We start from the raw sequence: 12,798 nt of genomic DNA on the forward strand, positions 1-12,798 counted from the left end.
GCGACATCCCAATCACCCTTGCTCAGAGTTGAAGATAACCCGCCATGGCGAACACGGCTTCTGCCCGCAAGCGCATCCGTCAGAATGAGAAGCGTACGATCCGCAACCGTGCGCGTCGCTCGCGGGTGCGGACCTTCCTGCGCAAGGTGGAAACCGCGATCGCCACCGGCGACAAGTCCCAGGCGCAGGAAGCCCTGAAGGCTGCGCAGCCCGAGATGCAGCGCGCGGCCACCAAGGGCGTCTTCCACGCGAATACCGTGGCACGCAAGCTCTCCCGCCTGTCTGCCCGGGTGAAGTCGATCGGGGCCTGATCGCCTTTCGACTGGTCCTTCATTAGGACCAGCCGGGGCAGTTCTGCCGTCCGGCGCAACGCTTCGAATTACTTAATCGTGCAATCTGACGCATTTTCAGCACAGATTAAGTAATTCGACACCGCTTTTTTGCGGTTGCATTCAGTCGCTATTTCACCGTGACCACGCGTTCGGAAAGTTACTATTGTCCCGGACTTTCGGGTCGCGGTATCATCCCGCCCGTCGGATTGACGGGCAGCTCACCTTCCCCCAGCGCCTTTCGGCCTGACATCATGCATGGGACCCGGTCCTGCGCGTGGACGTGGCTGGCATGCGCTGGCGTGTGCAGGGATGGAACAGGAGGCCGGCCGCTTGCCCCCCCAATCGTCCGGACATATGGCTGCCGGCTGGGCCCGCATTCGCGGCCGCCTGCGTGAGGAAGTGGGTGAGGTCGAGTACCGCACTTGGCTGCGTCAGATGACCCTGGCAGGGGTTGAGGGCGAGGACGCCATCATCCTCCTGCCGACCCGTTTCCTGCGGGATTGGGTAAACAGCCATTACGGCGACCGCCTCCGCCTGCTCTGGCAGGCCGAGGAGCCGAGCGTCCGCCGGGTCGATATCCGCGTCTCCGCCACACCGGTCGCCGAAGCCGGTGCCGTCGAGGAGCGGATGGTGGCGGAGCCGGCCGGCTCGGCCGGCCTGGCGGAGCCCCTGGCCCCCCGCCTTGCCGAGGCACGGCCCAGCCCCGAGTCCCGTTCCGATTGGGTCGTGCCGCTCGAGGCGCGCTTCACCTTCGATACCTTCGTCGTCGGCAAGCCGAACGAATTCGCCCATGCCTGCGCCCGGCGGGTCTCCGAGAAACCGGCCTCCCCGGGCTTCAACCCGCTTTTCCTCTATGGCGGCGTCGGCCTGGGCAAGACCCATTTGATGCATGCGACTGCCTGGGCGATCCGGGCGAATGACCCGTCCCGGACGGTCGCCTATATGTCCGCCGAGAAATTCATGTACCGCTTCATCGCGGCGCTCCGCTCCCAGAACACCATGGAGTTCAAGGAGACCCTGCGCGCGGTCGACGTACTGATGATCGACGACCTGCAATTCCTGATCGGCAAGGACAATACGCAGGAGGAATTTTTCCACACCTTCAATGCGCTGGTCGATCAGGGCAAGCAGATCATCGTTTCCTCGGACAAATCGCCTTCGGATCTCGCGGGCATCGAGGATCGGCTGCGGACCCGGCTCGGCTGCGGCATGGTCGCCGATATCCATGCGACGACCTATGAGCTGCGGCTCTCGATCCTGCAGGCCAAGGCCGCCGCGGCCCAGGTTCTGGTGCCGCCCAAAGTGCTGGAATTGCTGGCCAACAAGATCACCGCGAACGTGCGGGAGCTTGAAGGCGCACTGAACCGCCTGGTGGCGCATGCCAATCTCTTCGGCCGCCCCATCACCATCGATGGTGCCCATGAGGTGCTGCACGATGTGCTGCGGGCGCATGAAAAGCGGGTTTCCATCGAAGAAATCCAGCGCAAGGTCGCCGACCACTACAATATTCGTCTAACCGACATGAGTAGTGCGCGCCGCGCCCGGAATGTTGCGCGACCGCGCCAGGTGGCGATGTACCTGGCGAAGCAGCTCACCCAGCGCAGCCTGCCCGAGATCGGCCGGCGCTTCGGCAATCGCGACCACACCACGGTGATGCATGCCGTCTCCCGCGTGGCGGAGCTGATGGCGGCCGATGCCGGCTTCGCCGAGGATGTGACGTTGCTGCGGAAGATGCTGGAGACCTGAGCCGAGTGGCCGAAAACCGCGGCTTTCGCTTGTGAATCAGCACTGTTAGGATGGCCGCCCGGCGCCGTTTGCACGGGCGGGACGGCCGCGTGGTTGAGCGTATCGGGGGAGCCTGGGTCAGATGAAGTTCACGGTCGAACGGGCGATCCTGATCAAGGCGCTGGCGCATGTCCAAAGCGTGGTCGAGCGCCGCAACACCATCCCCATCCTGGCCAATGTGCTGCTTTCGGCCCAGGACGGCGTGCTGAAGCTGACCGCGACCGATATGGAAATCGCGGTGGTCGAGGAGGTGCCCGGGGTGCAGGTCAGCCGCCCGGGCCGCACCACCGCCCCGGCGGCCACCCTGTACGAGATCGTCCGCAAGCTGCCGGAAGGCGCCAAGGTCGAGCTGGACCATGCCGGCGGCGATGCCGCGCTGAAGCTGCGCGCCGGGCGCTTCAACACCGATCTCTCCGTGCTGCCGGTGGAGGATTTCCCCTCCATGACCGAAGGGAAGCTGCCGCATCAATTCGCCTTGCCGGCCGGGCAGCTGCGCGAGTTGGTGGACCGCACCCGCTTCGCCATCAGCACCGAGGAAACCCGCTACTACCTCAACGGCATCTACCTACACGCGACCGATAGCGACGGCACCCAGGTGCTTCGTGCGGTCGCCACCGATGGCCACCGCCTCGCCCGCGTCGAGGAACCGCTGCCCGAAGGCGCCGCCGGCATGCCCGGCGTCATCATCCCCCGCAAGACGGTGAACGAGCTGCGCAAGCTGGCCGAGGAAACCCAGGACGAGATCACCGTCCGTCTCTCGGATACCAAGATCCGCTTCGACATCGGCGCGGTGCAGCTTACCAGCAAGCTGATCGACGGCACCTTCCCGGAATACGACCGGGTCATCCCGCGCGGCAACGACAAGATCCTCCGGGTGACGAAATCCGCCTTCGCCGAGGCCGTCGGCCGCGTCGCCGCCATCAGCTCCGAACGCTCCCGCCCGGTGAAGCTGAGCCTCGACCGCAACCGCCTGCTGCTTTCGGCCAGTTCCGCGGAACAGGGCCAGGCGCAGGAGGAATTGGACGGCGACGTGGTGAAGTATGAGAATGCGCCGATCGAGATCGGCTTCCAGGCCCGCTACCTGAACGACATCACCGACCAGATCGGTGAGACGGTGGAATTTCGCTTCGCCGACGGCAGCGCCCCCACCGTGGTCACCGATGCCGCCAAGCCCGAGGCGCTCTACGTCCTGATGCCGATGCGGGTCTAGCCCGCAGCCCTGAGCCCTGGCCCGAGGGGACGGCCCCGGCAGAAACCCGCTTGTACGATCCAGGCCTTGTCAGCGACGATGCTGAAAACCTGGGGAGTGAACAAGCGCCATGACCGATCTCGCCGAACCTGAAACGGCCACGAAACCCCTCTCCCGTGCCGAACATGCCGCCGGCATGGCCGCCTATCAGGCCGCCGGCGAAAGGCTTGCCGCCGAAATCGGCAATCGCGGCCCGCTTCGCCTCACGGATGACGGGCTGCTGCATCCGGATATCCAGGCGGCCTATTGGCGCCACGGCTACTACATCTTCGAAGGTGTCATCGACGCCGCCGAGGTCGCCGCCCTCCGCACCGATGCGCAGACCATGCTGGCCCGTGCGCCGGTGGGGCCGGATGCCAAGGTCGATGCGCAGGGACGCACCGCACTCGGCCTCGACTATGCCCGCCTGCCCTATCGCTTCACCAAGCCGCTGGGCGACCCCTGGGGCGGCACGCAATTGCTGGGCGGCCGACATCCCGCCCAGATGTCTCAGCCGAAGCCCGACCAGGACGCGCCGGAACACGTCGTTTTCCTGATGTATTCCATGTGCCAGTCGATGCCCTCCGGCCTTCGCCTCTATGGGCATCCGAAGCTGCTGGCCGCGGCGCAGTCCATCAACGGCGCCGATTTCGTGCCCTTCAACGATGCGATCTTCGTCAAGCAGCCGGGCCTCGGCGGTTCCGTCGCCTGGCACCAGGATGGCGTCACCCATTGGAATTCGCCCAACTGGGACGAAGGCATCCACGGCTTCAATTTCCAGGTCCAGATCTACCCCACGACCTTGGGCAATTGCCTCTGGGTCCTCCCCGGCTCCCACAAGCGCGGCAAGGCGGATATCAAGGCCATGGTGGCCGCCAATGGCGGCAGCGAGCAACTGCCTGGTGCCGTGCCCCTGGTCTGCGCGGCCGGCGACGTGACCATGGTCAACCGGCAGATGGTGCATGGCTCCTTCGCCAATACCTCGCCCGACCTCCGCATCTCGCTGACCTTCGGCTTCCACCGGCGGACCTCGGTGCTCGGCCAGAAGGCGGCGCTGTCGATCGAGGAAAGCCGGGCCGTCTATGACGAGCAGCGGATCTTCGACCGCTCCGCGGTGATCCAGGTCGCCATCGATGCACGGCACCAGGCTTTCCCGCAGGATCCGGTCTTCCGCTACCAGCCCTTCGCCGGGCTCGAGGACCAGTTCCGCTTCACGCCGGAGGTCTTCGATCGGGTGATCCGCGACTACAACACCAAGGATCTGGCGATCTAAGGCAAGCGACAGGGCCGGGGTTCGCTCCGGCCCAATCCTCGGTATGATTCTCAGGTTTTTGCAGAGGGGGAAATGGTGGGCGCCGTAGGATTCGAACCTACGACCCGCTGATTAAGAGTCAGCTGCTCTACCAACTGAGCTAGGCGCCCATCACCGTGCAGGCCAACTCAAGCCACGCTCGGGAGGCGCTTCTTAACGCCCACCACGGCTTTGTCCAGCCCCAATCTTCCCGGACCTGGGTCCCTAATCGCGCGCCGGTCCGAATTCCGCATCCCGATGCACGAAGACCGATAGCAGCAGCCCGAAGCCCAGCATCGTCGTCAGCATGGCCGAACCGCCATGCGAGATCAGCGGCAGGGGCACGCCGCCGACGGGGATGGAGCCGGTGACCATCGCCACATTGACGAAGACATAAAGAAAGAAATTCGTCCCCAACCCCACCGCCAGCAGCCGGCCGAATTGGTGCCGGCAGCGCAGCGCCACGGCGAAGCAGAAGACCACCACCAGCGCCAGCAAGCCGAGCACCGAAAGCGCCCCGACCAGCCCGAATTCCTCGGCGATCATGGTGAATATGAAGTCGGTCTGCTTCTCCGGCAGGAAGTTCAGGTGCCCCTGCGTGCCCTGCAGGAAGCCCTTCCCCCACAACCCGCCGGAGCCCAGCGCGATCTTGGACTGGATGATGTTGTAGCCGGCCCCCAGCGGGTCGCTTTCGGGGTCGAGGAAGGTGGTGATCCGCGCCCGCTGGTAGTCGTGCAGGTGGTCGTAGGCGATGGGCGCCGCCACCGCCACGCCGCCGGCGATGATGGCGAATTTCCACCACCGCACCCCGGCCGCGAAGAAGACCCCCGCCCCCACCATGCCGGTGATCAGCGCCGTCCCCAGATTCGGCTGCTTGAGGATCAGCCCCACCGGCAGCAGCACCATCAGCGCCGGCGGGATCAGGAACAGGAGATTCCCCATCCGCTCCCAGGTCGCCCGCTGGAACCAAGCGGCCAGACCCAGCACGAGCATGATCTTCATCAGTTCCGAGGGCTGCAGCTGCAGGGGGCCGATATCGATCCAGCGCTGCGCGCCCTTCCCCACGTTGCCATGCAGCAGCACCAGCACCAGCAGGACGATGCCGCCGGCATAGCCGACCCAGGCGAAGCGGGCGATGAAGCGGATATCCACCAGCCCGATCGAGACCATCATCACCACGCCGAAGCCGAAGCGCAGCGCATGCTTGGCCGCATAGGGCTCTGCCCCGCCCCCGGCGGAATACAGCGCCACATAGCCCACGGCCGCGACCGCACAGAGCAGCAGCACGAAGCTCCAGGGGATCTGCCACAGCTTCTGCAGCACGCCATTGCCGCGGTCCCGCGTCAGCAGGCGGCGTTCGTAGGTCGCGCTCATGGCTTGGCCTCCGCCACCCGCGGCCCGGGCGGGGCGTTGCGCAGCCGGTTGAAGACCTCCACCAGCGCATCCCGGGCGATTGGCGCGGCGGCGGCGGAGCCGCTGATGCCATGCTCCACCACGACGCTGACGGCATAGACTGGGTTATCCGCCGGGGCGAAGCCGACGAAGAGCGCATGCGGCCGCCATTCCCGCGGCTGGTTCTCCGCCTTGAAGCCGCGCTCCCGCTGCTCCCGCGTCACCCGCCGCACCTGGACGGAGCCGGTCTTGCCGGCCATGGCGCCGAAGCCGGCCGGCATCCTCGCGGTCTTGCCGGTGCCGCCGTCCTCGTTCACCACCGCCCACATCCCGTCCCGCATCAGCTTCAGGTCACGCTCCGGGATGCCGAGGCTGGGCCAATCCTCCGCCCGCACCCCACGTACCGGCCGGCCGCCGATGCCCCGGGTCAGGTGCGGCTGCACCGCCCGGCCCGAGGCCAGCCGCGCCGTCATGGTCGCCAGGGCCAGCGGGGTGAGCTGGTAGAACCCCTGGCCGATGCCATGGACGATGGTATCGCCGAGGTTCCAGGGCTTGCCCTGCGCCTCCCGCCATTCCCGCGTCGGCATCAGCCCCCGCCGCGTCCCCGGCAGCTCGATGTCGAGGTCCACGCCCAGGCCGAAGCGCTTCGACATGGCGGCGATCCGGTTGATCCCGGTGCGCTTCGCCAGCTCGTAGAAATACACATCGCAGGAGGCCTTCAGCGCGCCGCGCATATCCAGGCTGCCATGGCCGTTGCGGTTCCAGCAGTGGAAGCGGGTATCGCCGAGGTCCATGTGCCCGGGGCAGAAGACCCGCTCCCCCGGCGTCACCACCCGCGCCTCCAGCGCCGCCAGCCCGACCATCATCTTGAAGGTGGACCCGGGGGCATAGAGCCCGTTGGTCGCCTTGTTGATCAGCGGCGTCGCCCGGTTGCGGGTCCATTCCCGCCATTGCGCGCCGGAAACTCCGGCATTGAACACGTTCGGGTCGAAGGAGGGCTGGGAGGCCATGGCGATCAGCTCGCCGTTGCGGGCATCCATGACCACCACGCTGGTGCCTTCCTCGATCCTGCCGCGCAGCACCTTCTGCAATTCGGCATCGACCGAGATCTGCACGTCCTGGCCCGGCACGCCCTCCCGCCGGTCCAGCTCGCGGATAACCCGGCCGACCGCATTGACCTCGAGCTGCACCGCCCCGGCGCGGCCGCGCAGCAGCAGGTCGTGGTGCCGCTCGATCCCCGCCCGGCCGACCCGGATGCCGGGCAGTTCCAGCAGCGGGTCGCCATCCATGTCCCGCTCGGCCGGCGGCGCCACGTAGCCGACGATATGCGCGAGGTGCTCCGCCTCGGGGTAGACCCGGGTGGTGCCGACATCGATGAGGATGCCGGGCAGGTCGGGCGCATTGACCTCGATCCGCGCCATCTCCTCCCAGCTCAGGAATTCGCGGACGATGGCGGGGACGAAGCGGCGGCGGCGGCGGACCTCGCGCTCGATCCGGGCGCGCTCCTGCTCGGTCAGCGGGACGATGCGGGAGAAGGTCTCGAGCGTCGCCCCGACATCCTGGGTCTGCTCCGCCACCAGCAGGGCGCGCCAGTTCAGCCGGTTGCCGGCGACGACGGCGCCGTTGCGGTCCAGCACCCGGCCGCGCGGCGGCGAGATCAGCCGCGCCGAGACCCGGTTCTCCTCGGCGAGTGTCGTATAGCGCTCGCCCTCCTCGGATTGCAGGCGATACAGCCGGCTGCCGAGGAAGCCGAAGAGCCCGACCTGCCCCAGGCCGAGCAGCAGGGCGCGCCGGGTGAAGACGCCGCGGCGGCGCTCCTCCTCCTTCCGCACCCCCTTCACGCCGGGTCCGGCAGCCCGTTCGCCGCGGAAGCGTCGCCAATCGATCACGACTGGGCCCTCATGGCGCCGTCTCGGCACGGGTCATCGCCTCATGCGCCCAGGTGAGGAGCCCGGCGAGGCTGGGGTAGAGGCCGGCGCTGAGCATGACCTGGTAAAGTGCCGGGGCGGTCGGCACCAGGCGCCAGCCCAGCACCACCTGCAGCAGCCAGCCCAGCGCCGCGGCGCCGATCGCCACCCCGCAATAGACCAGCCAGACCGCCAGGAAGGATTGCCGGGCGAGGAAGGGCCGCCAGCGCGTCGCCAGCCCGCCGACCACCAGCAGGGTCAGCACCCCGGCCCCGATCGGTACCGCGGTCAGCAGGTCCTCCAGCAGGCCGAGGCCGAAGACCGCCGGCGGCGGCAAGGCGGCCGGGCGGAACACCGACCAGAAGAAGATGCAGGGCAGCGCCGCCGCCGGGACCAAGCCCGGCAGGCCGACCGGCACCGCCGCCAGCACCAGCAGCAGCGCGGTCGAGGCCGCGGGAAACGCCGCCCGCGCAAGCGCATCAATCTGCCGCAGCAGCCCCGTGGCCGGAGCGGGACGCCCCTTCATGGGACTAGCGCCGCGGCCGCGGCTCGGGCCGGGCCACCGCCTCGGGCGGCAGGATGCCGCCGAGGCCGTAATCGAAGAGCCGCAGCACATCCAGCCGGTCGAGGTGGGAGAAGAGCTCGACCTCCGGCGCCCCGCCCTCGGTCCGCCGGACGATGCCGACCGGCAGGCCGGCGGGGAAGGCGGCGGCCTCGGCGCTGGTCACCACCCGGTCGCCGTCCTGCGGCATGGATCCCTCTGGCCAATGCTGCAGGCGGGGCCGGGCGCCATTGGTGCCGACCATGATGGCCCGCGCCCGGCTGCCTTCCAGCGTCACCGGGATGCGGCTGTTCATGTCGGTCGCCAGCAGCACCCGGGCGGATCGGCTGCCCACTTCCGTCACCCGCCCGGCCAGGCCACGCTCATCCAGGGCGATCTGCCCCTTGCGGACACTGTGGTTGGGCCCGGCGGCCAGCAGCACGGCCCGGGCATAGATACCGCCGCCATCCGCCACCACGCGGGCGGTCTGGAAGACCGGTGCCGCATCCGGGACGAAGGCAAGCTGGCGCTGGAGCATGGCATTCTCCGCCTCCAACGCCAGGGCGGCGGCCTGCCAGCGGCGCAGGCGCTCGTTCTCCTCCCGCAGCCGCAGGTTCTCGGAGCGCAGGTTCAACAGGGACTCGGCTTCCTGGACGGTATCCCGCATCACGGCCACCGGCTGCTGCAAGGCGCCCCAGATCGGCGTCAGCAGATCCGCCAGCGCCATCCGGGCACGCTCCGCCAGCACTGCATCCGCCTTGCCCAGCAGCATGGTGCCGAAGGCCAGCGCGATAAGCACGGGGAGCGACAAGCGGGCCAGGGCCTGCCTGAGCGGAATGCTGAGTCGGATCACGCCGCCTCCGGACGCCCAGGTTCAGACCCCGGGCAAAATGTCTAGAGCCCCTTCAATACATCGAAGTGAGGACTTGGCGAAGTCGCTTCATCTCTTCGAGAGCACGGCCGGTCCCGAGGGCGACACAGGACAGCGGCTCCTCCGCCACCACCACCGGCAGGCCGGTGGCCGCCCGCAGCACCTCGTCCAGCCGGTGCAGCAGGGCGCCGCCGCCGGTCAGCACGATTCCCTTGTCGACGATATCGGCCGCCAATTCCGGCGGGGTATTCTCCAGCGCCACCTTCACCGCCTCGACGATGGCGGTCACCGGCTCGGCCAGGCTCTCGGCGATCTGCCGCTGGGAGACATAGACCTCGCGCGGGACGCCGTTCATCAGGTCGCGGCCCTTCACCTCGGTGATCGGGCCTTCCTCGCCATCGTTCGGGGAGGCGGCGGCGCCCACCTCCATCTTGATGCGCTCGGAGCTGCTCTCGCCGATCAGCAGGTTGAAGGTGCGGCGGATGTAATGGATGATCGCCTCATCCATCTTGTCGCCGCCGACCCGGACACTGCGGGCATAGACGATGCCGCCGAGCGAGATGACGGCCACCTCGGTCGTGCCGCCGCCGATATCCACCACCATGGACCCGGAGGGCTCGGTCACCGGCAGGCCGGCGCCGATCGCCGCCGCCATCGGCTCCTCGATCAGCAGCACCTTGCGCGCCCCGGCGCTCTCGGCGGATTCCTGGATCGCCCGGCGCTCCACCGCGGTCGAGCCCGAGGGCACGCAGACGATGATGAGGGGCGAGGCGAAGCTGCGCCGGTTGTGCACCTTGCGGATGAAATGCTTGATCATCTCCTCCGCCACCTCGAAGTCGGCGATCACCCCGTCCCGCAGCGGCCGGATGGCGGCGATATTGCCCGGGGTGCGGCCAAGCATCAGCTTGGCCTCCTCCCCCACCGCCAGCACCTGCTTGCGGCCGCGGATATCCGCGATGGCGACGACGCTCGGCTCATTCAGCACGATGCCCCGACCCTTCACATAGACCAGCGTGTTCGCGGTCCCGAGGTCGATGGCCATGTCGGCGGACAAAAAGCCGAACAGGCGAGAGAACATGCGAAGGCAACCTTCCAGAGCGGGCCAGACCCGGGTCCCGCCCGCCCAGGCGAAACCGAGTCAAAGCAATAAACCGGGAGTAGGATGGCAGAGCCGGTGGATTAGCCCCCCGGGGCCCGCCGCTCAAGCCTTCTGTCCGGTCGCCCACCGATTCACATCCGCGCCGGCAGCCGCAACTGGCATGGAATGGCTCGCGTTGAGGTTCGGCAACACGGGAGACAATGCCATGCGCAAGACCAGCCTTACCCTGCTGACCCTGGCCGCCCTCGGCCTCGGCGCCTGCGGCTATTCCACCGGGGACCGGGCCGTGTCGGGCGGCCTGCTCGGTGCGGGCGCCGGTGCTGGCGTCGGCGCGCTGACGGGTGGCAGCGTCGGCACGGGTGCCCTCATCGGTGGCGCGGCCGGTGCCGCCGGCGGCGCACTCACCAGCGGCCGCGACGTGAACCTCGGCCGGCCCGCCTGGCGCTGAGGCAAGGACCGCGGCCCCTCCGATAACGGGGCCGACCGAGACAGACTGATGCCAGGCGGGTGCCCCCCGCCTGGCATTTTTTTGTGCCTAGGAACCCTTGCCCAGCAGCTTCCGCAGTGCCGCCACGGGCCGGCGCGGCTTCTTCGGGGCCACCCGCCGGCGGCGCTTGCCCAGGATGGCGCCCTCGCTGCCGCGGGTCAGGGTCAGGGTGCGGTCATGGTAGCGGTCGAGCCCCGGGCGATGACCGATCGAGACCAGGGCGCTTTCCGCCAGCTCGTCCTCGAACAGCCGCATCATGCTGTCCTGGTTCGCCTCGTCCAGCGCCGCCGTCGCCTCATCCATGAAGACCCAGGCCGGGCGATGCAGGATAATTCGGGCGAAGGCCAGCCGCTGCTGCTCGCCGAGCGACAGGATCCGGTCCCAGCGCTCGGTCTCCTCCAGCCGCGGCACCAGATGCTCCAGCCCGCAGCGGGCCAGCGCCGCCTCCACCTCCGGCCGGGCGAAATGCTGCGGCGGCTCAGGATAGGCCACGGCCGCATGCAGGGTGCCCAGCGGCAGGTAGGGACGCTGCGGCATGAACATCATGCTCGACCGCAGGGGGATGCGAATCTCGCCGGAGCCCCAGGGCCAGAGTCCGGCGATGGCCCGGAACAGCGTCGATTTGCCGGTCCCGCTTTCGCCGACGATCAGCACCCGCTCCCCGGGCTGGATCTCGGCATTGGCCTCATTGATCACCAGCGAGCCATCCGCCTGGGCGATCTGCAACTCGCGGAAGGCCAGCACCGACCGCGCCTCGCCCGCTGCCGCCTCGTTCAGGGTGATGAGGCTGTCGCCCTCGCTGGCATCGGCCATGTCGAGGGTTTCCTCCAGCTCGACCACCCGCTTCACATGGCTGCGCCAATCGGCGATGCGCGGGAAGTTGTCCACGAACCAGTTGAGGCTGCTGGTCACCTGGCCGAAGGCCGAGCTGATCTGCATCAGCACGCCGAGGGTGATGGCTCCGGCGAAGTACCGCGGGCTCGCCACCAGCACCGGGAAGACCGTCAGCAGCATGCCATAGGCGGAGGTCAGCCACATCAGCCGCCGCTCGCTCCGCATCAGGTCCAGCATGGCGCCGGCGACGTTGCGGAAGGCATCGCGCAGCCCGCGCTCCTCATCCGCCTCGCCGCCGATCAGCGCCACGCCCTCGCTGCTCTCGCGCAGCCGCACCAGGGCGAAGCGATGGTCGCTCTCGGCCTCGTTCCGACGGATATTGGCGGCGACCATGGGCCGGCCGATGAACCAGGTCAGCGCCGAGCCGATCCCGGCATAGAGCAAGGCCGCCCAGACCATGTAGCCCGGGATATCGAATTCGCTGGACCCGAGGGCGAGGTGCAATGGCCCGGACAGGGTCCAGAGGATGCCGACGAAGGACACCAGCATGAGGATCGAGCTGACCAGCCCGACCGCCATGTCGACGGCGATCGCGGTGGCCCAGCGAGTATTCTCGCTGATCCGCTGGTCCGGGTTGTCGGCCGCGTCGGGCAGGAAGTTGATCTGGTAATGCCGCCCCGCGCTCAGCCAGCGGTGCTGCAGCCGGAAGACCAGCCATTCGCGCCAGTGCAGCTGCAGCATCTGCCGCACGTAAAGCTGGAAGACCGCCGTCACCATGCTGGCGACCGTCAGCCCCAGGAACAGCCCCATCTGCCCGAAGAAGGCGCTGCGGTCGCGCGACTCCAGGGCATTGAAGAAGTCCCGGTTCCAGATGTTGAACCGCACCTGGATGCCGATCTGCAGGATCGTCAGCCCCAGCACCCCGGCCGCCAGCCAACGGGCGCGACGCTTCTCCTCGCCATTGAAGTAGCCGCTCACCATCTTGCGGAGGCCACGGCGGAAGCTGATGTCGGGCGTATCGCCCAAGGGAT

The 12,798-nt window shown here is 68.1% G+C and carries 11 protein-coding genes and 1 tRNA gene; 5 read left to right on the top strand and 7 right to left on the bottom strand.

Going from position 1 to position 12,798, the window contains the following annotated elements; translation table 11 throughout:
* The first annotated feature begins 44 nt into the window (after positions 1–44).
* The 4 genes from rpsT (at position 45) to AC0IW9_RS08355 (ending at position 4,618) form a co-directional block, all read left to right on the top strand.
* Positions 45–311, top strand: coding sequence for a 30S ribosomal protein S20 (gene rpsT, locus AC0IW9_RS08340; protein ID WP_471647759.1), 267 nt, complete (start codon positions 45–47; stop codon positions 309–311).
* A 330-nt stretch (positions 312–641) separates the two neighbouring features.
* Positions 642–2,078 carry a chromosomal replication initiator protein DnaA gene (dnaA, locus tag AC0IW9_RS08345; RefSeq protein ID WP_471647760.1) on the top strand — a complete coding sequence of 479 codons (1,437 nt, stop codon included), beginning with the start codon at positions 642–644 and terminating at the stop codon, positions 2,076–2,078.
* Positions 2,079–2,199: 121 nt separating this feature from the next.
* Entirely contained in the window at positions 2,200–3,327 is a 1,128-nt protein-coding gene (gene dnaN / locus AC0IW9_RS08350) for a DNA polymerase III subunit beta (RefSeq protein ID WP_471647761.1), read from the top strand.
* A 109-nt stretch (positions 3,328–3,436) separates the two neighbouring features.
* Positions 3,437–4,618: a phytanoyl-CoA dioxygenase family protein gene (locus AC0IW9_RS08355; protein WP_471647762.1), complete on the top strand. Its 1,182-nt coding sequence runs from the start codon at positions 3,437–3,439 to the stop codon at positions 4,616–4,618.
* A gap of 73 nt (positions 4,619–4,691) precedes the next feature.
* Here AC0IW9_RS08355 and AC0IW9_RS08360 read toward each other — a convergent pair.
* The 6 genes from AC0IW9_RS08360 to AC0IW9_RS08385 form a co-directional block, all read right to left on the bottom strand.
* Positions 4,692–4,767 (bottom strand) — tRNA-Lys (locus tag AC0IW9_RS08360).
* 94 nt (positions 4,768–4,861) lie between these two features.
* Positions 4,862–6,010 carry a rod shape-determining protein RodA gene (rodA, locus tag AC0IW9_RS08365; RefSeq protein WP_471647763.1) on the bottom strand — a complete coding sequence of 383 codons (1,149 nt, stop codon included), beginning with the start codon at positions 6,008–6,010 and terminating at the stop codon, positions 4,862–4,864.
* Positions 6,007–7,914, bottom strand: coding sequence for a penicillin-binding protein 2 (mrdA, locus tag AC0IW9_RS08370; protein ID WP_471647839.1), 1,908 nt, complete (start codon positions 7,912–7,914; stop codon positions 6,007–6,009). The genes rodA and mrdA overlap by 4 nt, the downstream gene beginning before the upstream one ends.
* Positions 7,915–7,927: 13 nt before the next feature.
* Positions 7,928–8,461 (bottom strand): rod shape-determining protein MreD, encoded by a 534-nt coding sequence (locus tag AC0IW9_RS08375; protein ID WP_471647764.1) that lies wholly within the window; start codon positions 8,459–8,461, stop codon positions 7,928–7,930.
* 4 nt (positions 8,462–8,465) lie between these two features.
* Positions 8,466–9,329 (bottom strand): rod shape-determining protein MreC, encoded by an 864-nt coding sequence (mreC, locus tag AC0IW9_RS08380; RefSeq protein WP_471647765.1) that lies wholly within the window; start codon positions 9,327–9,329, stop codon positions 8,466–8,468.
* A gap of 52 nt (positions 9,330–9,381) precedes the next feature.
* Positions 9,382–10,425: a rod shape-determining protein gene (locus AC0IW9_RS08385; RefSeq protein WP_471647766.1), complete on the bottom strand. Its 1,044-nt coding sequence runs from the start codon at positions 10,423–10,425 to the stop codon at positions 9,382–9,384.
* Between the two features lie 226 nt (positions 10,426–10,651).
* On the opposite strand from AC0IW9_RS08385, the gene AC0IW9_RS08390 reads away from it, so the two are divergent.
* Positions 10,652–10,894, top strand: coding sequence for a hypothetical protein (locus AC0IW9_RS08390; protein WP_471647767.1), 243 nt, complete (start codon positions 10,652–10,654; stop codon positions 10,892–10,894).
* Positions 10,895–10,981: 87 nt separating this feature from the next.
* On the opposite strand, the gene AC0IW9_RS08395 is transcribed toward AC0IW9_RS08390, so the two are convergent.
* Complete coding sequence (locus AC0IW9_RS08395) at positions 10,982–12,793, bottom strand: ABC transporter ATP-binding protein/permease (protein ID WP_471647768.1); 1,812 nt, start codon at positions 12,791–12,793, stop codon at positions 10,982–10,984.
* Between the last annotated feature and the right edge of the window lie 5 nt (positions 12,794–12,798).

This window comes from Belnapia sp. AC561 (genome assembly GCF_979252845.1).

Excerpts from the sequence above, each read along its gene's own strand:
- rpsT (WP_471647759.1), top strand. The coding sequence starts at position 45 with ATGGCGAACACGGCTTCTGCCCGCAAGCGCATCCGTCAGAATGAGAAG.
- AC0IW9_RS08375 (WP_471647764.1), bottom strand. The coding sequence starts at position 8,461 with ATGAAGGGGCGTCCCGCTCCGGCCACGGGGCTGCTGCGGCAGATTGAT.
- dnaA (WP_471647760.1), top strand. The coding sequence starts at position 642 with ATGGAACAGGAGGCCGGCCGCTTGCCCCCCCAATCGTCCGGACATATG.
- rodA (WP_471647763.1), bottom strand. The coding sequence starts at position 6,010 with ATGAGCGCGACCTACGAACGCCGCCTGCTGACGCGGGACCGCGGCAAT.
- AC0IW9_RS08355 (WP_471647762.1), top strand. The coding sequence starts at position 3,437 with ATGACCGATCTCGCCGAACCTGAAACGGCCACGAAACCCCTCTCCCGT.
- AC0IW9_RS08385 (WP_471647766.1), bottom strand. The coding sequence starts at position 10,425 with ATGTTCTCTCGCCTGTTCGGCTTTTTGTCCGCCGACATGGCCATCGAC.
- dnaN (WP_471647761.1), top strand. The coding sequence starts at position 2,200 with ATGAAGTTCACGGTCGAACGGGCGATCCTGATCAAGGCGCTGGCGCAT.
- AC0IW9_RS08390 (WP_471647767.1), top strand. The coding sequence starts at position 10,652 with ATGCGCAAGACCAGCCTTACCCTGCTGACCCTGGCCGCCCTCGGCCTC.